Source organism: Dietzia sp. Die43 (assembly GCF_024519835.1).
GTDB lineage: Bacteria > Actinomycetota > Actinomycetes > Mycobacteriales > Mycobacteriaceae > Dietzia > Dietzia kunjamensis.
On record NZ_JALJRF010000013.1, the window covers coordinates 71,698 to 93,657 of the forward strand.

22 protein-coding genes are annotated in these 21,960 nt (G+C 70.1%); 16 read left to right on the plus strand and 6 right to left on the minus strand.

The features are described 5' to 3' along the window. Positions 1-5 precede the first annotated feature (5 nt). From NR111_RS12315 to NR111_RS12340, 6 genes are all read left to right on the plus strand, one after another. Complete coding sequence (locus NR111_RS12315; protein WP_069390468.1) at positions 6-485, plus strand: DUF2975 domain-containing protein; 480 nt, start codon at positions 6-8, stop codon at positions 483-485. Next, on the plus strand, positions 485-691 hold the full coding sequence (locus tag NR111_RS12320; protein ID WP_069390469.1) for a helix-turn-helix transcriptional regulator: 207 nt from the start codon (positions 485-487) through the stop codon (positions 689-691). The genes NR111_RS12315 and NR111_RS12320 overlap by 1 nt, the downstream gene beginning before the upstream one ends. Beyond that, on the plus strand, positions 688-864 hold the full coding sequence (locus NR111_RS12325) for a hypothetical protein (protein ID WP_256820927.1): 177 nt from the start codon (positions 688-690) through the stop codon (positions 862-864). The genes NR111_RS12320 and NR111_RS12325 overlap by 4 nt, the downstream gene beginning before the upstream one ends. Before the next feature lie 58 nt (positions 865-922). Beyond that, positions 923-1,918 (plus strand): MsnO8 family LLM class oxidoreductase, encoded by a 996-nt coding sequence (locus NR111_RS12330; protein ID WP_256820928.1) that lies wholly within the window; start codon positions 923-925, stop codon positions 1,916-1,918. Between the two features lie 130 nt (positions 1,919-2,048). Beyond that, the gene (fbaA, locus tag NR111_RS12335) at positions 2,049-3,092 is read left to right on the plus strand and encodes a class II fructose-bisphosphate aldolase (RefSeq protein ID WP_159148996.1); all 1,044 of its coding nucleotides are present in this window, start codon (positions 2,049-2,051) and stop codon (positions 3,090-3,092) included. 262 nt (positions 3,093-3,354) lie between these two features. Continuing rightward, the gene (locus NR111_RS12340) at positions 3,355-4,914 is read left to right on the plus strand and encodes a DUF222 domain-containing protein (RefSeq protein WP_308202017.1); all 1,560 of its coding nucleotides are present in this window, start codon (positions 3,355-3,357) and stop codon (positions 4,912-4,914) included. 63 nt (positions 4,915-4,977) lie between these two features. Here NR111_RS12340 and NR111_RS12345 read toward each other — a convergent pair whose 3' ends face one another. Continuing rightward, positions 4,978-5,571: a hypothetical protein gene (locus NR111_RS12345; protein ID WP_256820970.1), complete on the minus strand. Its 594-nt coding sequence runs from the start codon at positions 5,569-5,571 to the stop codon at positions 4,978-4,980. Positions 5,572-5,740: 169 nt separating this feature from the next. Here NR111_RS12345 and NR111_RS12350 point away from each other — a divergent pair, with 169 nt between their 5' ends. Continuing rightward, positions 5,741-7,132, plus strand: coding sequence for a PQQ-binding-like beta-propeller repeat protein (locus NR111_RS12350; protein ID WP_256820929.1), 1,392 nt, complete (start codon positions 5,741-5,743; stop codon positions 7,130-7,132). A 68-nt stretch (positions 7,133-7,200) separates the two neighbouring features. Here NR111_RS12350 and NR111_RS12355 read toward each other — a convergent pair whose 3' ends face one another. Next, positions 7,201-8,919, minus strand: a complete 1,719-nt coding sequence (locus tag NR111_RS12355; RefSeq protein WP_374210727.1) for an alkaline phosphatase — start codon at positions 8,917-8,919, stop codon at positions 7,201-7,203. A gap of 112 nt (positions 8,920-9,031) precedes the next feature. Further along, complete coding sequence (locus NR111_RS12360) at positions 9,032-10,408, minus strand: NAD(P)-binding domain-containing protein (RefSeq protein ID WP_374210723.1); 1,377 nt, start codon at positions 10,406-10,408, stop codon at positions 9,032-9,034. Positions 10,409-10,702: 294 nt separating this feature from the next. Here NR111_RS12360 and NR111_RS12365 point away from each other — a divergent pair, with 294 nt between their 5' ends. Continuing rightward, positions 10,703-11,119, plus strand: a complete 417-nt coding sequence (locus NR111_RS12365; protein ID WP_067719394.1) for a DUF3151 domain-containing protein — start codon at positions 10,703-10,705, stop codon at positions 11,117-11,119. Then, a complete protein-coding gene (locus tag NR111_RS12370) occupies positions 11,076-12,365 on the plus strand; it encodes an aromatic acid exporter family protein (RefSeq protein ID WP_185950935.1) in 1,290 nt (429 codons plus the stop codon). Before NR111_RS12365 ends, NR111_RS12370 begins: the two co-directional genes overlap by 44 nt. Here NR111_RS12370 and NR111_RS12375 read toward each other — a convergent pair. Next, a complete protein-coding gene (locus NR111_RS12375) occupies positions 12,310-12,966 on the minus strand; it encodes a hypothetical protein (RefSeq protein WP_256820932.1) in 657 nt (218 codons plus the stop codon). The genes NR111_RS12370 and NR111_RS12375 overlap by 56 nt on opposite strands. 56 nt (positions 12,967-13,022) lie before the next feature. On the opposite strand from NR111_RS12375, the gene NR111_RS12380 reads away from it, so the two are divergent. The 6 genes from NR111_RS12380 (at position 13,023) to NR111_RS12405 (ending at position 19,221) form a co-directional block, all read left to right on the plus strand. Then, positions 13,023-13,919, plus strand: a complete 897-nt coding sequence (locus NR111_RS12380; protein ID WP_256820933.1) for a 5-oxoprolinase subunit PxpA — start codon at positions 13,023-13,025, stop codon at positions 13,917-13,919. Further along, entirely contained in the window at positions 13,916-14,875 is a 960-nt protein-coding gene (locus tag NR111_RS12385) for an allophanate hydrolase subunit 1 (protein ID WP_256820934.1), read from the plus strand. Before NR111_RS12380 ends, NR111_RS12385 begins: the two co-directional genes overlap by 4 nt. A gap of 16 nt (positions 14,876-14,891) precedes the next feature. Beyond that, entirely contained in the window at positions 14,892-15,806 is a 915-nt protein-coding gene (locus tag NR111_RS12390; RefSeq protein WP_256820935.1) for a biotin-dependent carboxyltransferase family protein, read from the plus strand. Between the two features lie 107 nt (positions 15,807-15,913). Then, on the plus strand, positions 15,914-17,200 hold the full coding sequence (locus NR111_RS12395) for an adenylosuccinate synthase (protein WP_096906728.1): 1,287 nt from the start codon (positions 15,914-15,916) through the stop codon (positions 17,198-17,200). A 163-nt stretch (positions 17,201-17,363) separates the two neighbouring features. Continuing rightward, complete coding sequence (locus tag NR111_RS12400; RefSeq protein ID WP_256820936.1) at positions 17,364-18,164, plus strand: hypothetical protein; 801 nt, start codon at positions 17,364-17,366, stop codon at positions 18,162-18,164. 541 nt (positions 18,165-18,705) lie between these two features. Further along, a complete protein-coding gene (locus tag NR111_RS12405) occupies positions 18,706-19,221 on the plus strand; it encodes a hypothetical protein (protein WP_256820937.1) in 516 nt (171 codons plus the stop codon). A gap of 82 nt (positions 19,222-19,303) precedes the next feature. On the opposite strand, the gene NR111_RS12410 is transcribed toward NR111_RS12405, so the two are convergent. Beyond that, the gene (locus NR111_RS12410; RefSeq protein ID WP_240341380.1) at positions 19,304-19,549 is read right to left on the minus strand and encodes a hypothetical protein; all 246 of its coding nucleotides are present in this window, start codon (positions 19,547-19,549) and stop codon (positions 19,304-19,306) included. 307 nt (positions 19,550-19,856) lie between these two features. Here NR111_RS12410 and NR111_RS12415 point away from each other — a divergent pair, with 307 nt between their 5' ends. Beyond that, on the plus strand, positions 19,857-21,209 hold the full coding sequence (locus NR111_RS12415) for a hypothetical protein (RefSeq protein ID WP_256820938.1): 1,353 nt from the start codon (positions 19,857-19,859) through the stop codon (positions 21,207-21,209). Positions 21,210-21,517: 308 nt separating this feature from the next. On the opposite strand, the gene NR111_RS12420 is transcribed toward NR111_RS12415, so the two are convergent. Continuing rightward, positions 21,518-21,958, minus strand: a complete 441-nt coding sequence (locus NR111_RS12420) for a GntR family transcriptional regulator (protein WP_256820939.1) — start codon at positions 21,956-21,958, stop codon at positions 21,518-21,520. Positions 21,959-21,960 lie beyond the last annotated feature (2 nt).

Sequence of the window (21,960 nt, forward strand, 5' to 3'; positions counted from 1 at the left end):
GGTGTATGAACATCGAGAAACGAGCGGTCCTGCCGTTGCGGGTGTGCCTCGTGGTGCTGTTCGCGATACTGGTCCTGCTGCAGACCATGTCCCTGCCCGGGCAGTTCGCGCACATGGCCGAGACGTCACCGGGCGACGCGCACCTGCGGTGGCCGTTGACGGCCGTATCGATCTACTGGGTGGTGTGCGTCCAGGTCGTGGTGGTGGCCACCTGGAAGCTGCTCTCGATGGTCAAGGCCGACCGCATCTTCACGGACGCGTCCCTGGTCTGGGTCGATGTGATCCTGGGGGCGATCGTCGCCGCCTGGGCGATGCTCGTGGTGGTGCTCGTGCTGGTCGGCATCAACGCGACTGATCCCGGCCTGCCGCTACTGCTCTTCCTCGTCGTCGTCGTCATCACGGTCGCCGCGCTGCTCATGGTCGTCATGCGCGCGCTCCTTCGGCAGGCGACCTCCCTGCGCTCCGAGATGGACACGGTGGTCTGATGCCGATCATCGTGCGGATCGACGTCGAACTCGCCAAACGCAAGATGAGCGTCGGAGAGTTCGCGGAGCGGGTGGGACTGACGCCCGCGAACGTGTCGGTGCTGAAGAACGGGCGCGCCAAGGCCGTGCGGTTCAGCACGCTCGAGGCGATGTGCCGGGTGCTCGACTGCCAGCCCGGTGACCTGCTCGAATGGGTCGAGGAATGAAGCGCCGGGTGCACTTCCTGCTGGTCCTGGCCGCAGTGCTGGCCATGATCGCGCTGGGGGCGACCGCGGTCGTCCTCGGTGAGGCCGACGACTCCCCGGGTCTGCAGGGGATCGGGGTGCTCGTGGTGATCGGTGCCGCGGTCGTCGCGCTGCGCTGGCGCGGGCCACGCTGATCGGCGCACGACCGGCCGCGTCCGCGATCGACGTCACTCCCGGCGCTACGGTGTGGTCGTGGCCCCCACCGACCTGCCGGACACCCTCCGCCTCAGTCTCCTGGACAGGTCCCGGACCCGCGTCGGCGAGTCCCACGCCGCCGCGATCGAGGGCACCCTGGCCCGCGCGGAGCGGGCCGACGCCCTGGGCTTCCACCGCTACTGGACGGCCGAGCACCACGCCGTGCCCGGGATCGCGAGCGGGAGCCCGCCGCTGTTGATCGCGGCCGCCGCCGCGCGCACCGACCGCATCCGCCTCGGATCCGGGGGCGTGATGCTGCCCAACCATAGACCGCTGATCGTCGCCGAGCAGTTCGCCATGCTCGAGGCGATGCACCCGGGCCGTATCGACCTCGGGGTGGGACGTTCGCTCGGGTTCACCGCACCGGTCCGTGCGGCGCTCGGCGTCGCCGAGTACGACACCGACGCGTTCGCCCGCGACATCACGGCGGTGCAGGACTTCCTCCACGGTCGGGGGCCCGTCACCGCGCTGCCGGTCGTCGAGGTCCCGCCCCCGCTGTTCGTGCTCGCGACCGGTCGGGGCCTGGAGGTCGCCGCACGGGCCGGACTGCCCGTCGTGGTCGGGGGACCGAGGCTGCTCGCCGACCCGTCGCCCCTGGATCGCTACCGCGAGACGTTCCGGCCCAGCGAGGCCACGCCGGAACCCTATGTGGTGGTGAGCCTGGAGGTGATGGTCGCCGACTCGGTCGGGACCGCGCGGCAGCTGCTCCTCCCGGAGGCGTGGGCGATGGCAGAATCCCGGGAGACCGGGGAGTTCGGCCCGCTGCGGTCGCCGGCGGAGATCCTGGAACGGAGGTTCCGTCCGCAGCAGCTGCGGCGGGTGGAGGACTGGATGGCGGGGGCCGTCCAGGGGGACGCGGAGAAGGTCGCACGCGAACTCGCCGTGCTCGTCGAGCGGACCGGGGCCGACGAGATCATGGCGTCCACCTCGACTTTCGACCGCGACGACCTCGCCCGGGCCGACGCGGCGCTGGCCGAACTGCTCCCCGGCTGACCGGTACCGCACGGCTCGCGGGTGCGCGTCGTCACGCTGGCCTAGGCTGGAGGGTGTGCGCCCACCTCCACAGGGGTGCGGCGCCCCGAGATGCGCACGTCGCACAGCCGAGAACCCTGGAGGAGACCACATGCCCATCGCAACTCCCGAACAGTACAAGGACATGCTCGACCGGGCCCGTAACGAGGGCTTCGCCTACCCGGCGATCAACTGCACGTCCTCGGAGACCATCAACGCGGCCATCAAGGGCTTCGCCGATGCCGGGTCCGATGGCATCATCCAGTTCTCCACCGGCGGTTCCGAGTTCGGCTCCGGCCTGAACGTCAAGGACATGGTCACCGGCGCGGTCGCGCTCGCCGAGTTCGCGCACGTGGTGGCGGCGAAGTACGACATCCTCGTCGCGCTGCACACCGACCACTGCCCCGAGGACAAGCTCGACGGCTTCGTGCGGCCGCTCATCGAGATCTCCCAGGAGCGCGTCGACCGCGGCGAGAACCCTCTCTTCCAGTCCCACATGTGGGACGGTTCGGCCACCCCGCTCGACCGCAACCTGGAGATCGCCAAGGAGCTGCTCGAGAAGACGGCCAACGCCAAGCAGATCCTCGAGATCGAGATCGGCGTCGTCGGCGGCGAGGAGGACGGCGTCGAGAACGAGATCAACGAGAAGCTCTACACCTCCCGTGAGGACTTCGAGGCCACCATCGACGCCCTCGGCGCCGGCAACACCGGGCAGCGCTACCTGCTGGCCGCGACCTTCGGCAACGTCCACGGCGTGTACAAGCCGGGCAACGTCAAGCTCAAGCCCGAGGTGCTGAAGATGGGCCAGGACGTCGCGGTCGAGAAGCTGGGCCTCAACGCCGGTGATCTGCCGTTCGACTTCGTCTTCCACGGCGGCTCGGGCTCGGCCAAGAGCGAGATCGAGGAGGCGCTGTCCTACGGCGTCATCAAGATGAACGTCGACACCGACACCCAGTACGCGTTCACCCGGCCGATCGCCGCGCACATGTTCGGCAACTACGACGGCGTCCTCAAGGTCGACGGCGAGGTCGGCAACAAGAAGGTCTACGACCCGCGTTCCTACCTGAAGAAGGCCGAGCAGGCCATGTCCGAGCGCGTCGTCGAGGCGTGCAACGACCTGAAGTCGGCCGGCAAGTCCAAGGGTGCCGCTGCTTGATCGAACGCTGCTTGAGTGAACGCTGCTTGATCGAACGGGCCTGACCGAGCACGGCCTGATCAGCCGGGCTGGTCAGCCTGCCTGACGGTCGGATCTCATCGCGGCCTGACACCGCCCCATCAGCGGCGCTCCTCCACCCGGAGGGGCGCCGCTGTCGTGTGTGGACCACTCGCCGCGGAATCGAACCCTTGTGCTACGCGGAGGGTACCGGTAAGATCGCCTGTATGTTCGAGTCGGGCGCGACGCTGAAGGGGGTGCGGTGGTGAGCGAGGAAACGGGGACGACGACGACGAGGTCGGCTTTCGCCGGGGCGCTCCGCGCGGTGCCGGAGCCCCTCGACACCCTGGGCGCCGAGGCCCTGAGCGAGGTGGCGCGCTCGGCGACGCTGGCGCAGAACCTGGCGGCGGCGACCCGGCTGCAGTCGGCCCACCTGTTGGTCCAGGCGATGGGGAGTGTCGACAGGGGCTCCCCGGGGCCAGCCGATACGCCGCCGTTCGGGGACTCCCGTCCCGCCTACTCCCGGCTCGAACCCACTGAGCGTGCGCGCAACCACCTGGCCGCGGCCATGTCGCTGACCGGGTGGCACGCTGCCCGCCTGGTCACTGCCGGTGTGCAGATCCACACTCGCCTGCCGCGTCTGCGCAAGGCTGTAGAACGCGGACTGTTCCCCGAACAGCTGGCCATCGACGCCGCCTGCCGTCTGGCAGAGGTGCCCGACACGATCATCGGCGCGGTGGAATCGGACGTCGTCGGCGCCCTGACCCGAGACCTCGACGGGGGCCACCGCCCCAGTCGCCCCGACCTGGACTCCGCGGTCGACGGGTCCCGGGAGCGTCATGACCCACAGGCCGCCGGCGACGCCGTGGACGCCGCGGTCGAGCAGCGAACAGTGCGGTTCCGCCCGGCACGCGACGGCATGACCAGCATGTGGGCCTCGCTGCCCAGTGGGGATGCAGAGAAGCTCCGTCGCCGGATCGACTCCGCCGCCCGCGCTGCCTCGGAGTCGGGCCACCCCCGCACGCGCGACCAACTGCGCGCCGACGCCCTGTGCGCACTCGGGGACCCCACGACCAACGACATCGGCACGAGCCTGTACGACGCGGAAGAGTCGGCGGGCGCGTGCGATGCCGCTACCGGCACCCGCGCCGGCGCAGCCGCCGACAGGCCCCCGCTGGGAGCGTCGTGGGGCACCGAACAGCCCATCCGGATCTCGATCATCGACAGCGTCGCCCAGGGGCTGCCCAACCGCGTGCAGTTCGTGAACGGCGCGTACTCGAGCTTCGACTGGCTGTGCGAGGAGCTCCTGTCCGGCGGGGACTCCAAGGTCCGGTTCGAACTGCTCGACCCGCAACCGGGTGTTCAGGACACACCGGACGCGGTGCTCAAGTACTTCATCACCCCGGCGCTGGCCGAGCGAATCCGGCTCCGCGACGGCACGTGCCGCCACCCGGGGTGCACGGTCGACGCCCACGACTGTGAGATCGACCATGTCATCGCCTTCGATCATCAGCGACCTGAACTGGGCGGACCCACCGCCGAGTGGAACCTCGTGTGCCTCTGTCGCAAGCATCATCGGGAGAAGACCTTCGGGCACTGCGCCTACCGGCCCGGACCGCTCGGTGAGCTGACCATCATCACCGAGACCGGTCACGAACACCGCACCACACCACACGGGCCGCTGGCCCAGGCGCGCGACCGGATTCTCGACCACCGATGGCGACAACACGTCGACCGTCTCATCGCCGACGACGGCCACCTCACCAATCCGCCCGGCATCGAGCGGGACTACCGCACCGGCCGAGACGGTTCCCGGCCAGCCTGACTGCCAGCGGCAGACCCGGCCCGCCTGACCGTTGGCGGGTCGGGTCGCCCTCGACGGGTCGGGTCAGCCCGGCTGCTGGTCCTGCGGGACCGCGCCCATCCCGACACCGGGCTGGCACATCTTCCAGGCGCCGTCCTCGTCGCGCATGTGAATCTGCTCCGGGCCCGTCCCGTCGGACGCCGACTCCACGGTCGCGGTCGCCTCGGCGCCGTTGTCACTGATCTCCACCCCGAGCACCTCGAGATCCTGGGGGAACGAACCCGCGATCGATTCGCGGAACATCGAGTCGAGGTCCGAGCCCGTCGCCTCGCTCGACGCGGTGATCGTGTCGACGAGCTCCTGCGGGACGCGGTTCTCCGCGCACATGTGCCCGTTGAACTCGGCGAACGACTCCGCCGAACTCATGCTCTCCAGCGTCTGCTCGACCTCCCGCTCGGCCCGCGCGGACGACGACAGCGGGCCCGCGAGAAAGAGCCAGACGAGCGCTGCGATCACGAGGAGCGCCACGACGACGGCCGCCGCGACGGCCACGCCGCCCCGCCCGCCGCGACCGCCTTGCCGGCCGCTGCCCGGACGTGCCCCACCCTCCGGGCCCCCGCCCGGCTGTCCCGCGGGGTTCGGCTCCCCGGCGGCCGGCTGCTGGCTCGTCGTCGTCATCTACTACTCCCGGTGCGCGTCGCCGGCCCCGGACGGGCCGCGTCGACCCGCCACCGTAGCGGACCGACCTGTGATTCCGGTGCTTCAGGGGCACCGACTACACCGGCGCGGACTCCGCTCCCGTCAGGCCACGGGAATTACACACGAGATCGCCAGTTAGCCTTCAGGTATGCCCAGGCTCCGTCTCAGCTCTGTCCGTGTCCTCACCGGCGGCCTGGCCGTCTCGGCGCTCCTGCTGTCCGGCATCGGCCCCGCCCACGCTGACGCCGGCGACTGGAGCCAGTACCGCGCGACCCCCACCAACAACACCCACGTCATCACCGGCGGGGCCCAGATCTTCTCCGGTGCCATTCCCACCGCCAACGAGGTGCGGGCGACCCCGGTGGTGGCCGACGGCAAGGTGTTCGTCGGCAGTCACGGCTCCGGGGAGTTGCAGGCGTTCGACCTGGCGACGGGCGAATTGCTGTGGCAGGCGCAGGCGCCGAACTGGGTGCATTCGGAGATGATCCATTCTGACGGGCGGCTGTTCGTGGGATTCGGGAACCGCTTCTTCCAGGACGGGCCGGGCGGCTACCGCGGCACCGGGGAGTCCGGTGTCCTGGGTCTGGACCCGGACACCGGTGCGATCCTGTGGCGCCACGACACCGCCGGCGAGGTCATGCCGACACCCGCCGTGACGGGCGGAGCGGTCTGGGCGGTCACCGGTGACCGGCGCCTGTATAAGCTCGACCCGGCGACCGGTGAGGCGCTCGAGGTGGTGGAGACCGGCCACGTGGTGAGCATGTCCTCGCCGTCGGAACAGGGCGGGGTGCTGTACTTCGGCGGCGGCGCGCCCCGGCCGTACACGTTCTTCGCCTACGACACCGTGGCCGGTGAGTTCGCCTGGCAGCGGGAGTTCCCCGAGTTCACCCACGGCCTGGACGACGTCCCGCCGGCCGTCGACGAGGGGATCGTCGTCACCACGGCCAACCGCGCCCTGCTGCCCGGGATCGCCGGCGCGCGCGAGGAGCACACGATCATCGCGATGGACCAGCAGTCCGGCGAGGTGGTGTGGCGGGACGTGATCGGCGACGGGCCCGCCCCGACCAACAACCGGTCCGGTGCGCCGACCATCCACGACGGCACCGTCTTCGTGGGCAGTCCCACCACGGGCGCCGCCTATGCGTATGACCTGCACTCCGGCGAGCGACTGTGGCGTAACCCTGTCGGCGCGATCAAGGGTGCCCCGGTGATCCACGCGGGTGGTGCCTACTTCTCGACCACCGCCGGGAACGTGTACCGCCTCGACGTCCGCACCGGCGCGATCACCGGCGTCCTCGAGCTGGAGGGGCCGTTGGCCCCGGCCGGGCCGATCCTCGTCGACGACACCCTGGTGGTCCCCAGCCAGAGCCGGAACGTCTACTTCGTCCCGCTCGACGAGTTTCCCGACTCCCGCGCCACGGGCGGGGCGACCGCGAGTCTCGGTGACCCGGCGTCACCGTGGGGGAGCGTCGGGGGATCCGCGGCGTCCGCGGCGGGATCGCTCGGCACGGACGCGGGATCGCTCGACCCCGCGTACTGACGGGCGCCGGTGCCGGGACCGGCCCCCGACTCGCCCCACCGGCCCCCGGGCCCACCCGACCTGCTGGATCAGGGGAGCGGGCCCGCGGGCTCCAGGCGGTCGGTGCCGTGCCGGGTCCGCCAGCTCGCCATCGGGTAGGCGCCACTGTTCGGGTCCTCACGGGCCACGAGCGCCCAGTAGTCGGCGTGGGCGAAGTCGTTGGTGAACTCGACCACCGTGAAACCGTGGCGGTCGAGATCGGCCCAGCGAACGTGCCGGTTCGCGGCGGTCAGGGCGCCCTGGGCGGCCAGCGAGAGCGGGTTGCCCTCGGGTAGTCCGCCCACCATGTCGTTGATGTTGTTGCTCGTGATGGACGGGGTGACGAACTCGACCGCCCCGGTGCCGGCCCCCGGGTAGTCGGCCGGGTCGAACGGCACCTCGTTGGCCCAGGACGTGTGGATGTCGCCTGTGAGGAAGACGTGGTTGCGGTTGCCGGTGGCGCGGATGACCTCGAACAGGCGGCGGCGCTCACCGGCGTACCCGTCCCACTGGTCCGAGTTGTAGGTGATGCCCTCCCGCGGGACCCCCAGGAGTTCGGTGAGCGCGCCGGTCGTGCGCGCGTCCAACGGCGGGATGAGCACGGGCGAGACCATGACCGAGTTGCCGATGACGTTCCAGCGGGCGGTCGACGACTGCAGCCCGCGGGCCAGCCAGTCGAACTGCTCGGCGCCGGTCATCGTGTTGGTCTGGTCGATCGCCAGGCCGTTGAACCGATCGGGGCTCTCGGAGCGGTACGAGCGCAGATCCAGCATGTTGATCTCGGCCAACGACCCCCAGCGCAGGCGCCGGTAGAGGTGCCCGCCGTCGCGCAGCGACTCCGGCCGGACCGGCATCCACTCGAAGTACGCCTGCGAGGACGCGGCCTTGCGGTCGGAGAACGGGCCCTCGTGCGGCTGGTGGTTCTCGGCGCCCTGCTCCCACGAGTCGTTGGCCAGCTCGTGGTCGTCCCACGTGCAGATCCAGGGGACGTGCGCGTGCAGGGACTGCAGGTCGGGGTCGGTGTGGTACTGCGCCAGCCGGATCCGGTAGTCGGCCAGGGTGACGATCTCGTGCGGTGGTTCGTGCGGGCGTATCGCCCCGATTGCGGCGGTGTACTCGCCGCGGCCGTACTCGTAGATGTAGTCACCGAGCTCGATGATCGCGTCCAGGTCGCCGCGCGCCTCGAGGTGGCGGTAGCCGGAGAAGTAGCCGGCCTCCCAGTTGGAACACGACACCACGCCGACGCGCCAGCGACCGGTGGCGGGCATGGCGCCGTCGGCGGGTGCGGTCCGGGTGCGCCCGGTCCGTGAGGCCTGACCGAGCGCGCGGAAGCGGTAGTGGTACCAGCGGTCCGGCGCCAGTCCGGTGCAGTCGAGCTTGACCGTGTGGTCGCGGCCGGCGTCGGTGACGAGGGACCCCGTGCGGACGAGGGAGGTGAACCCCGGGTCGGTGGCGACCTCCCATGCGACGACGACGGGGTCACCGATCCCGGAACCGGGGCTCGCCTGCGGGGTGGGCGTCACCCGCGTCCACAGGATGACGCGGTCCGCCATGGGGTCACCCGAGGCGACGCCGTGCCGGAAGACGGCTCCGGCCGGGGCCCCGCCACCTCCTGTGCCCCCGGCAGCCGCGGCCCCGGCGATGGCGGTGCGTCCGGCCAGGGCACCGGTCCCGACGGCGGCACCGGCCAGCGCTCCGGCCCGGAGGAGGGAGCGCCTGCCGATGCCACCGGTGGGGTGGGAATCGGCGAGGGGGGCGGTTCCGGCGATGCGGGCCGACCCGGGAGACTCGGGCGAGGGGGCGGGAGACTCGGTCACGCGCTCAAGTCTGTCCCCTCGGGTGACGTCCGGGAGCGGATTCGCCCCAGACGTCACCGAGGGTTCACTCCCCGTCGATCCGGGCGTCCTGTGCCGGGGTGGTGTCGGCGCCCACCACGAGGTCCTCGATCTCGGTCTTCTCCGGAGTCGAGAGGTACCGCTCGCGCGAGTCGTCCAGCTCCTGGAGCCACGGGGTGTGGTGGACGGTCGCCATGGTGCCGGTGAGGACGGAGCGGTACGGCTTGTCCCGGTAGGTCAGGATGTTCTTCTTCTTGTCCTTCTTCCAGGCGAGGAAGATCTCGACCACCTGGTCGATGTCGAACATCGGGTAGTCCGTGGCCTCGATGAGGTCGCGGACGTAATCGGCCTGGAAGCGTACGTCGTCGGCGTCCCCGTCCAACTCCTGGAAGCGGTTCCGCCAGGCCCGCATGTGGGCGACCCGCTCCTCGGCGGACGGCAACTTTGCCCGGCCCAGGATGAGGTCGCGGACGTACCAGGCCTGGGCGTCGAACATGTTGAACGTGAACCACTGGTCCTGGGCGCCCAGGTAGTAGACCTTGGGGTTCTTCTGCCACACGACGCCGCGGTACAGACCCGCGGGGTAGATGTTGTTGGGCGACTGCAGGGCCAGGTCCGCCGGCAGGAACGGGTACTTGTGGAGGTAGCCGGTGCACAGGATCACGGCGTCGAACTCGCGGGTCTGGCCGCCGGTGAAGTGGACGGTCTCGCCGTCGAACCGCTGGACGAGCGGCAGTTCCTCCATCCCGTCCGGCCAGTCGTAGCCCATGGGGGCGGTGCGATAGGAGATCGTCACCGACCGGGCGCCCATCTTGAAGGCCTGCACGCCGATGTCCTCGGCGGAGTAGGAGGCGCCGATCAGCAGGACGCGCTTGTTCGCCAGCTTCTCGGCCCCGCGGAAGTCGTGGGCATGGCGGACAGACCCGGGGAACGTCCCGATGCCCTTGAAGTCCGGCAGGTTCGGGTAGGAGAAGTGGCCGGTGGACACGATGATGCGGTCGAACTCCGACGAGGTCGTCTTGCCGGACCTGAGGTTCTCCACGGTGACGGTGAAGGTGTCCAGATCGCGGTCGTAGTCCACCCAACGGACGGCCGTGGAGAACTGCACCTTGTCCTTGACGTCGGACCCCTGGACCCGGCCGTCGATGTAGTCCCACAGGACCTCACGCGGCGGATACGACGAGATGGGCCTGCCGAAGTGCTCGTCGAACGTGTACTCGGCGAACTCGAGCGCCTCCTTGGGGCCGTTCGACCACAGGTTGCGGTACATGGAGGAGTGGACCGGCTCGCCGTACTTGTCGGTGCCCGACCGCCAGTTGTAGTTCCACTGGCCGCCCCAGTCGTCCTGCTTCTCGTAGGCCACGATCTCGGGGATCTTGGCCCCGGACCGCTGGGCCGATTCGAACGCCCTCAGGGCGGCCATTCCGCTCGGCCCGGCTCCGATGATCGCAATACGCTGTCTAGACACAGTTTTCCTTCCGGCCCACGTTCGGCCTGTTCGTTCGCTCCGACTGGTGCCGGTGGAAGCTCGTCCGACGCGGGGACTGGAGGAGTCCGCGTAACGGGGCCTCGACACCGGGACCACGATCGCTCCGAAGGGGCGTGAAACCACTGCCCGCGACGAGCGCACGGCGCCCCGTCCGGGGCGCCGCATGCCCCCGACCTTAGCAAATGGGGGCGGGAGAGGCGATGCGGCGGATTAGTGGACAATGGGGGCATGACCCAGTTCGGAGATCTCCTCGGCCCCCCGCCCACCCGTCTCACCGGTGACCCGGAGGCGGAGGCCGCCGTCGCCGCGGGGGAGGATCCCCGCACCGTGGCGGCCTCCCACCCCACCGCCTCGATCGCGTGGGCCGAGCTCGCGGAGCGCGCACTCGACTCCGGCGAGGTGATCAGCGCCTACGCCTTCGCCCGCACCGGGTATCACCGCGGACTGGACCAGCTGCGGCGCCACGGCTGGAAGGGCTTCGGGCCGGTGCCGTACGACCACGAACCCAACCGCGGCTTCCTCCGTTGCGTCGCCGCGCTGGCCCGCGCCGCGCAGTCGATCGGTGAGGAGGACGAGTACATCCGTTGTCTGGACCTGGTCAATGAGTCAGACCCGCACGCCGCCGCGTCTCTCGGCCTGGCGTGACCGACTGGACGCCCGCGCGCTGGGCGTCTACGCCGCGCTGCCGGGCCCGCTGAGGGCGCGCGCCCGGCGACTCGGTTACGCGTTCCTGCCGATCCTGCAGTGCGGTCTCGCCGCGGGACTGGCCTGGTTCCTCGCGCACGACGTGCTGCACCACTCGGCGCCCTTCTTCGCGCCCATCGCGGCCGCCATCGCCCTCGGTACCGGTATGGGGCGTCGCGTCCGGAGGGGTGTCGAGCTGGTGCTCGGCGTCATAGTCGGTGTCGGGTTCGGTGACCTGCTGATCCGGGAGATCGGCTCCGGGGCGTGGCAGATCGCGCTGGTGGTGATCCTGGCGATGTCTGCGGCGGTGTTCGTCGACCGGGGGGCGATCACCGGCACCCAGGCGGCCTCCTCGGCGATCCTCGTGGCGACGATCCTGCCGCCGGGCAGCGCGGGCGGCTACGAGCGGATGCTCGATGCTGCCGTGGGCGGGGTGGTCGCGCTGGCCGCGATGGCGCTCATGCCCGTCCATCCCCTGCGCCGCGCCCGCCGGGAGGCGGCGTCGCTGCTGGGCGTGGCGTCGTCGGTGCTCGCCGAGGTCGCGGACGGGTTGGAACGGCGCGACTCGGAGCTCATCCGCTCCGCCCTGCAGGACGCCCGCGACACCCAGCCGGCCGTCGACGCGATCTCCGAGCAGCTCGCGGGGGCGCGGGAACTGGTGCGGATCTCCCCGTTCTACCGGCGGCGGCGTCCGGAGGAGATCGTCCTCACGGCGATGCTCAACCCGCTGGACAACGGTATCCGCAACATCCGTGTCCTCGCGCGCCGGGCGATCGTGGCGGCGGACGATCAGGTGGACGTCCCGCCCGCGCTGAGTTCGTTGATCGCGGCGCTGGCCGGCGCACTGGAGGTGCTCACCCGGCGGGTGGCCGCGGACTCCGACGCACCCACGGACGCCGAGGTCCACCGCGAGCTGCGGGCGGTCGCGTCGCGCGCCAAGCGGGAGCTGATCACGGGGTCGGGCCTGACCGAGACCGTCATGCTGGCCCAGCTGCGCTCGATCCTGGTGGACATGATGCAGGTCGCGGGGCTGAGCAAGATCTCGGCCCTCGCCACGCTGCCGCCGACCGTCCGCAACCCCGCCGTCGAGCCGGAGCTGACAGAGGAGTGGCCGGACGCGCCGGACCGGCCGGCGTCGGTGATGCCGCCGCTCAGGGCGACACGAGCCTCCATGGCTCGGTATGACGATAGAAAGTCGTCCTCTTGATGGTCCGCCGACCGGTGAGGCCGTCCCGGGTGAGCAGCCCTGCCTCGGTGCCCAGTTGCACCGCCCGGGCCGCCACCCACTGACGGCGACGTAGCCAGCGGGGCCGGGCGGCGGTGGCCCGGACGCCGGGCAGCTCGGGCGTCGGCCGGACGGTGAGGGTGTCCGTCTCGCCGGAGAAGACGACGGTGTCGTCGGCGTAGGCCTCGCCCACGAGTCGGTCGCCCTCGGGGCCGCGTACGAGGGCCTCGCCGACGAGGGCGGTCCCGGTCTCGTCGCGGACGAGCGGCACCTCACGCGACGTGCCGCGGATGCCGAGCTTGGCCGCCTCCGATCCTGTCGGTAGCCCGTACGCGCGGGTGGCGGGGGTGGGCTCGTCGGCGACGTAGGCGATCTCCGCGTCGAGATTCTCGGTCCGCAGCAGGCGGGTGAGCACCGCGGCCAACGCGGCGTCGGTGCCGCAGAGGACCAGTCGACGCCCCGGGCCCACCTCGGCCAACGCACGGTTGACCTCGTCCTTGGTCGGCACCTCGCTGACCTGGATGCGGGGGCGCTCACCGAGAACCGTCGGGACCGGGGCCGAGCCGCAGCGGATGACGATCATGACCTCCATCATGACCGCAGCTGATGGCGGGGGCGAACCTGGGGCAGGATGGAAGCGTGGTTGGACAGGCGCGCAGGATCGATCTGAACTGCGACCTCGGCGAGGCCCGCCGGGGGACGCCGCGGTGGCCCGCGTCACTCGCACCCGGCGCCGGGCCGGATCCCGACGACGCCGCACTATTGGACGTGGTGACATCCGCCAACGTCGCGTGCGGCTTCCACGCCGGCAACCGGCCCACCATGATCGCCACGGCCGTCGCCGCCGCCGACCGCGGGGTCGCACTGGGGGCACACCCCTCGTACCGGGACGGTGCCAACTTCGGGCGTATCGAGCACGACCTCGACCGCGAGGAGGTCGCCCGGCTCGTGGAGTTCCAGCTCGTCGAGCTCGACATGGCCGCGCGACGGCACGGGACGCGGGTGCGGTACCTCAAGCCACACGGCGCGCTCTACAACCGTATCGTCCACGACTCGGCGCAGGCTGCGGGAGTGGTGGACGCGGTGGTGCGGTACGCCGAACTCGCCTCGGAGGAGCCGTTGCCGATCCTCGGCCTGCCGGGTGCTGTGGTGCTGTCCCACGCCGCGGCAGTTGGCGTTCCCACGGTGACGGAGGCGTTCGCCGACCGCGGGTACCGGCCCGACGGCACGCTCGTGCCCCGCGGCGAGCCGGGCGCGGTGATCACCGATGTCGACGAGGTCGCCGAGCGGGTCGTGGCCATGGCGACCGGGCGGTCGATCACCGCCACCGGCGGGTCGCAGGTCGTGGTGGCCGCCGCCTCGGTGTGTGTGCACGGGGACACTCCCGGCGCCGTCGACCTGGCGCGTCGCGTGCGCGCGTCGCTCGAGGAGGCCGGGGTGGAGGTGGCGCCGTTCGCCGCGCCTTACGCCCCGCCGCGCGGCCCGGTGGGGGACGGGTCCGGGCGTGATTCGGTGGGGGAGCCCGGCCCCGGATGACGACGACGAGGATCCGCCGCTGCGGGGAGACCGCGCTGTTGCTCGACTGTGTCGATCTGGCCGAGGCGGTCTCGTTGGCCGCGAGAATCGAGCAGTGGCGACCGGACGCCCTCGACGTGGTGGCGGCGGCCCGCACGGTGCTGGTGACCGTGCGCGACGCCGCTGCGTTGCCCGAGCTGCGGCGGCGACTGGAGGCCCTGCTTGCGGACCCCGCTGAACAGTCCGTCGCTCCGCCATCCTCCGGCAATCTGCCCTCCCGAAATCGGCCCGCCTCAAATCTGCCCTCCCGAGATCGGCTATCCGGATTCCGGATCGGCGCTTCTGATCCGAATAGCGGATCCGTAGGGGGAGTAGCGGATGTCGGGGATGCGGGCGCGAATGCGGGCGGGGACGCGGGCGCGGAGGCGGGTGCGGCGTCGATGGGCAGCTCGGGCGCGGGAGGGGGCGTCGTGACGATCGACGTCCGCTACGACGGGCCCGACCTGGCCGCGGTCGCAGACCTCGCCGGGATGTCCACCGAGGCGCTGGTCCGCACGCACAGCTCGATCACGTGGCGGGCCGCGTTCGGAGGCTTCGCGCCGGGCTTCTTCTACCTCGTCGACGCGCGGGAGCTGGACGCGGGCGGGGCGGATGCGGGCGGGGCGGATGCGGACGGGGCGGGTGCGAGCGAGGCGGCCGGAGGGCCGTCGGCGAAACCCGCTATGCCTGCGGTGCCGCGGCTGGACTCGCCGCGCGCGCGGGTCCCGGCCGGAGCGGTCGGCCTGGCGGACCGTTTCTGCGCCGTCTACCCCGGGGCCTCGCCCGGCGGGTGGCAGCTGCTCGGCACCACCGACGCCCGGCTGTGGGACCTCGACCGGCCCGACCCCGCCCTGCTCGCCCCCGGGATGACCGTCCGGTTCCGCGAGTTGGGCGGGCGATCCGGGGACGACCGCGGGCGCTCGGGCGAGTCCCGATGAGCCCGGACGCGCCCCGATGAGCCTGCTCGTACTGCGGGCCGGACCGTCCGCGCTCGTGCAGGACCTCGGCCGCCCCGGCCACGCCTCGGTCGGGGTGACCGCGTCCGGGGCCGCCGATCGCGCCGCCGCGGCCACCGCCCTGCGGGCCGTCGGCACCGACCCGGCGGCCGCCGTGCTCGAGGTGCTGCTCGGTGGGCTGACGGTCATGACGGATGAGCCCGCGGTCGTGGCGGTCACGGGGGCGAAGGCCCTCGTCGTCGTCGTCACCCCCGACGGTTCCCGACGCACCGTCGCCACCGGCGAGGTCCTCCGACTGGACGCCGGGTCGTCGCTGGAGATCGGCCGGCCCGTCGCCGGGGTGCGCAGCTACGTTGGCGTGCGCGGGGGAATCGACGTCCCGGCGGTGCTGGGCAGTCGATCGCGCGACACCCTGGCGGGGCTGGGCCCACCGCCCGTCGTGGCCGGCGACGTGCTGGACGTCGGCGACGCCGTGGTGGGGCCGTGGGCAGACGGCTGGCAGGTCTCCGCCGGCCGGGGTGTGGTCGGCGGGGGCGCGGTCACCGGCGCCAGGGAATCCGTGGAGCTGGACGTCATCCCCGGGCCGCGCGACGACCTGTTCCCGCCCGCCGCGTGGGACGTGCTCGCCGCGACCGGGCACGTCAGCGGGCACGCCGACAGGGTGGGCGTCCGCATCGACCCCGCCCGGCCCGTCCCGCGCCTCGACACGCGCGAGATCCCCAGCGAGGGCATGGTGCGCGGCGCGGTGCAGATCCCCGCCGACGGCTCGCCCGTGGTCTTCGGCCCCGACCACCCCGTCACCGGCGGCTACCCGGTGATCGGGGTGCTCACCGCCCGCTCGGCGGACAGGATCTCGCAGCTCCTGCCCGGAACGCCCGTGCGGCTGCGCAGGCTGCGGGGGGTCGGCGACTAGGGTGAGAGCGCGGATGCGACTATTCTGGAGCGCTGGTGTGCGCGGAATCACGACGATGTGTCCGTCCCTCACCGTGTAGACGACTCATTTCGAGGTGAAAGCGAACCATGCCAGCGATCGTTCTGATCGGCGCCCAGTGGGGCGACGAGGGCAAGGGTAAGGCCACCGACATCCTGGGCGGCCGCGTCGAGTACGTGGTCAAGCCCAACGGCGGGAACAACGCGGGCCACACCGTAGTGGTGGGCGGCGAGAAGTACGAGCTCAAGCTGCTTCCCGCCGGCATCCTGTCGCCCACGGCCACCCCGGTGATCGGCAACGGCGTGGTGGTCAACCTCGAGGCGCTGTTCGAGGAGATCGACGGTCTCGAGGCCCGCGGCGCCGACACGTCCCGCCTGCGCATCTCGGCTGACGCCCACCTCGTCGCGCCGTACCACCAGGCGCTGGACAAGGTCACCGAGCGATTCCTGGGCAAGAAGGCCATCGGTACCACCGGCCGCGGCATCGGCCCCACCTACGCGGACAAGGTCTCGCGGGTGGGCATCCGCGTGCAGGACATCTTCGACGAGTCGATCCTGCGCCAGAAGATCGAGGGCTCGCTGCACCTCAAGAACCAGATCCTGGTGAAGATCTACAACCGTCGAGCGGTCGAGGTCGAGGAGATGGTCGAGTACTTCCTCGGCTACGCCGACCGGCTGCGGCCCATGGTCTGCGACGCCACCCTGATGCTCAACCAGGCGCTGGACCGCGGCGAGTCCGTCCTCATGGAGGGCGGGCAGGCCACCATGCTCGACGTCGACCACGGCACCTACCCGTTCGTCACCTCGTCCAACCCCACCGCCGGCGGGGCCTGCGTGGGCGCGGGCGTCGGCCCCACCCGGATCACGCACTCGCTGGGCATCGTCAAGGCGTACACCACCCGCGTGGGCGCCGGGCCGTTCCCCACCGAGCTGTTCGACAAGTGGGGCGAGTACCTGCAGGTCACCGGCGGTGAGGTGGGCGTCAACACCGGCCGCACCCGCCGCTGTGGCTGGTACGACGCCGTGATCGCCCGCTATGCCGCGCGCGTCAACGGGTTCACCGACTACTTCCTCACCAAGCTCGACGTGCTCACCGGCATCGGGGAGATCCCCATCTGCGTGGCCTACGACGTGGACGGCGTCCGGCACGACGAGATGCCCATGACGCAGACCGACTTCCACCACGCCACGCCGATCTACGAGACCATGCCCGGCTGGGACGAGGACATCACCGGGGCGCGCGAGTTCAGCGACCTGCCGCCCGCCGCCCGCGACTACGTGCTGCGGCTCGAGGAGCTCGCCGGCTGCCACATGTCGTACATCGGCGTGGGCCCGGGCCGGGACCAGAACGTGGTGCGGCGCGACATCCTGGGGTGATCTCATGGGGCGGCTGAGGCGTGTGTGGCTGGGGCGGCTCGGTTTGGTGTGAACGTGCGACACATGTCGCATGAATGGCCGATAGTGCGATGACGCCGAATCGGGTGGACTCCTCGAGAACCGGTCAGGTCGGCCGGTGTCCCACCCCTCGAGGAGTACGCCAATGAGTGCATCCAACCGTTTCAGGCCTTTCGCCGCCGCTGCCTGTGCTGCGGCTCTCGTCGTGTCAGGGAGCGGCATGGCGTCGGCGCAGGGCAGCCTTGAGGGGACAGGGAGCAGTGCGGTACCCGTCTTCGACTCCCCGAGCACGGCCACCCTTGAGGCGACGGGGGAGGGCGCGTACACAGCGACCTACGCGAATCGCTCCGCCGAGGACCTCGCGTGCTTCGGCTTCGTTCTGCCCGAAGACGTTGCCAAGGATCTGTACGAGGAGACGAAGAACACGGACTTCTCGAATCCGGAGTTCGTCGAGGGCGACCCCGAGCCGGAGCTGTCCGAGGCCGAGGAGGCTCTCAACGGGGCCATGGAGGCCGGGCACTTCGCCATCATGCTCGGCGACGAGGGCGGGATTGGTGCGCGCGAGTATTACAGGTTGTTCCTGACCTACACGTGGGAGCAGGACGAGCGGGAGTACACCGAAGAAGAGCTGGACGAGTACGTCGATATGGTGCTCGAATCGGGGTTCCTGGGGGGTTTCGACGAGGTTTTCGGCGGGCAGGACTTCTTGAACCTCGTGGGCGCGGGCGACACGGCCACGTGGTCGGCCGTGATGCCGGCGGGGCTGCCCGAGGGCGAGGCGGCAGGAGGAGTCGTCGTCTGCTTCAACGGCATCGACAGGGACCTCGTCGTCGCCGAGACGACCTATGTGGAGATCGAGCATGCGGAAGAGGGTGCCGACGCGGGCGAACTTCCGTCTGAGGGAATTTCCGGGTCCATCGAGCGGACCTTCGGCTCGGCGAGCTGAGCCGGGCGAGCTGCGGGGGGTGAACGGATCAGAACGGCAGGTCGAGGATCCGGGGCACTCCGAAGCGCCGCCGGTCACACCGGCGCTGACCGCAGGGCGGTCGACGCGCCAACGCCCGCGGGCAGTCTCGGCCGGCCCCCGAAATCGGGTTGTGCGGTGAGCTCCCGTCCGAACTGCCGGAGGACTGCGCGACGTGGTGGACCGCGCTGGTGGGGACGGGCGCCGCCTGAGCTGGGACGACGGTGACAGGAGCGGAGGTCTCCAAGGTCATCGCAGCGGCGGCCTTGGTGCCGCGGGTGTGGGTCATGGACTTATCTCAAGCGTCGATCCTGAGCTTCAGCGTTTTGCGCCAGGCTGCTGCGGGGGACGACGCCTGGAACGTTGAAATGTCGCGAAACTCGTCCGGTGTCGCCGCCCTCCGACAAAAAGGACTCAGAACTTTAAGGCGCCAAGGTGATTCACACGATGTGTTAATGCGGTTAGCATCGGTCAGCGTGGCCGAGATTCGGCCGCTGTTTCACAACGCAAGGGGGATCAATCCATGCGTCTTTCCACCAAGCTTGGTGCTTCCATTTCCACCGCGGCGCTCGGTGCCGCTGCAGTTCTGGGCGGCGCGGGGGTCGCCCAGGCACAGTCGCTCGGTTCGCTGGGATCGTCGGCGCCCGCCGGAGTCACGCTCACCGTCGCGGGTGACACGGAGGCCGTCGGCGGTGAGATCACCAACAACACTGATGGTGCGCTGACCTGCACAATCGGTGTTTCGAATGCCGAGGTGATCTCCGCCATCGAGAACGGGATCGATGACGAGACCTCCTTCGACGAGGCAAACGCTGCGGTCGCGGAAGAGCGGGCCGCCGCGAACTTGCTGGGGCAGAACGCCCTTGCAGTCGCTACCGTGCCCGCTGGTGAAACCGTGACGTGGTCCGGTATCGGCAGCTATGGCCCCGCAGAGGACTTCCGAGCGGGAGCGGCCGCAGTCTGTGGTGACGAGATCGCCTTCGCCTACGAGTCCGGCGGCCTCTTCGGATCGCTCGACATGGGTTCGCTCGGTAGCTGATAACCGGAGCACCTGAGCACAACGCCCCGCCACCGCGAACGGTGGCGGGGCGTTGCGCGTGCGTTCGCTGGTGGCCGGGCCATCAGCCCAGGATCTTGAACGCGTTGCGCACCGCGTCCACGGCCTCCTCGAGCCCGAAGCCGGCGCCCGACGACCACTCGGCGAACTCCTCTGCGGCCCGGGTCAACGCAGCGCCGCGGGCGCGCATGGTCCACCGGAGCCGTCCCAACATCGAGGCGTCGTCGGTCGTGGCGGCGTCGATAACCTGTTCCTTGCCGGACGCGGAGCGCTCGATGATCGCGGCGAGAATGTTCTGGATGGGGAACATCGAACCACCGCCGCAGGTGGGGCGAAGCAGACTGAAGTGGCAGCTGATGCGAAAAGATGCCAGTTCGTTATGTACATCGTGCGTTCGGGGGACAGCGCCGTTCGCTTCTCCGTTGACATGGTTGGTCCGGGGGTCGGAGGACTTCCACTGGCAGGCCCTGTGGGCCAAGAAACTCGGAGGGACCATGCGATTATCCACACGGCTCGGAGTTCTAGCGGCCTCAGCGGTACTCGGGGGTACGACCCTGGTCGGTGTTGCCGGTTCGGCATCGGCAGCTCCGGTCGAGCGGGTCGTTGACGGTCCGAGTGTGCTCGAGGTCGAGATCGACGGTGCCGGTGAGCTGCTCTTGTCGTACGACAACCAGTCGGGACAGGATTTGAACTGCCTGGCCTTCGTTACGACAGAGGAGGTGGCGGCAGGCCTCTTCGATCACTTTGCATTCGGTGAGGTGGGTGCTCCGTTTCCCGACTATCTCGTCGAGATGCTCGATGAAGCGCAGGACGATAAGGTAGTGGTCGGCAGTCTATTCGCGGTATCGGCCGAGGGGGCCGGCCCGGTCGTGGCAGACTTCTCGAGCGAGTATGACTTCTCGGGTGAATGGCCTGTGGCCGTCACTCAGTGTTCGAGCGCCGATTACCAAGAAGTGGAGCTGTCCGCCCCCTACCCACCGGGATCCGGAGGCGTCGCCGTCCTTGACAGCCCTAGCGTCCTCACTGTGACCGGGCGCGGCACCGAGACGACGGTCCAGTACAAGAATGAGTCGGGTCGTGGTCTCCACTGCGTGGCGCTGGTCGGGGAGCCCACGCTGATCGGCGAGATATTCTCTGCCGTTGAAAGTGATCCGGCTTCGTCCAGCGTGCTCAACGGAGATCTCCGGGCGGCGCTCGAGGATGCAACCCGGGCCGGAACCGTCGGCACCTACGGTGGAGGGATCGACAATGGTGCCTCGATGGCGCTCTCGGCGAATCCGGAGAACGTTGAACCCGCGGGCATCCTCACGGACGATTCCTTTGACCCCGTGGGCGTATCGTTCTGCTCGCTGTACGCAGGCGAGAACACCTATACCGAGGTGGAAATCAGCCAGACCGGCCTCGACGACGGCGACGACGACCCGACGGACCTTCTCCCAGCCCCGATAGTCGACAGCCCGAGCACACTGACGATTCTTCCGTCCCCGCTACCCGAGGGGGGCTTCCATTATTCCTACGACAACCGCTCGGGACTGGACCTCTACTGCACGGTATTCCTGGGGTCCCAGGACTACGTGGATGGGCAGCTGAGCAGAATCGATAAGGAGGGGCTGGTCGCCACTGACGTGACCTGGCTCCCGTCGACAGCGGAAGGAGGGGACTCGGGGTGGTTCGTCTCTCTGGCCGGCGCCAATGGGCCGGTCAGCACGCTGCCGGTGACGGGCCCCGGTACGACCGAAACCGAGCCCCACGCGGTGAGCTTCTGTCTGGACGTCGAACTTGATGGCAACGTCCTGGTGGGAATCGCCGGCGACCACTTCGAGATCGAGACCGCCACGTTCGAATCTGCTGGTGACGACGACGGTGACGACGACAGCGACACCCCGGGCACCGGGATGGATGTGTCCGAGATGATCGCTGAGTTGCTCGAGGCGATCGACGTGTTCGGCTCCATCGGCGCGAACAACTGACTCAGCTGACATAGCTGACGGCCGCGGGCCCCCACCTTCTCGGCGAGGGACCCGCGGTCCGCAGCCCCTGTGGTCGGTGATCATGCCTTCACCATCGTGGCTGATGTCTCACCCACTCACCTGGTATGGAGTGACCTACTCAGCGGCCGACTCCACCGTTTATGTAGGCAAGATGAACGCTCGTCACGGTCCGGCTGAAGGTCACGTTGTATCGCAACCCGTAATTGCAGCGCGTCAGCGACGTTCACAGTGGCTGAGCTTCAGCCGCAGCCTCAAGCGCAATTAGTCCGCTGTTGGTCGGAGGGGCTTCAACGCAGTCGGTTGAAGACGTTGCGGACGGCAGCCACGGCCTCATCGACGTCGAAGCCCGCGCCGACCGCGCGCTTCGCGAACTCCTCGGCGGCTCGGGCCAGCACGGCGGCGGGCAGGTCGGCAGCGGCGACGAAGGTCCCCGAGCGGCCCCGGCCCTCGAGGACCCCGGCCTCCTCCAATTCGCGATAGACCTTGGCGGCCGTGGCGGTCGCGACACCGACCTCGGCGGCAAGGGTGCGGACCGGAGGCAACCGGGTGCCCGTGGTGAGTTGACCGTTATTGACGGCCTCGACAATCTGGCTCTTCAGCTGGCGGAAAGGTGGTTCGGCGGAGGCCGGATTGACTGCCAGGACCGTGCCGGCGACGCGGGCGCCCCCGGGGCCGCGGGAAGCATCCCCTGCGGCGCCCGGGTCCGACAGTGTTGTCGAATCGACCACAG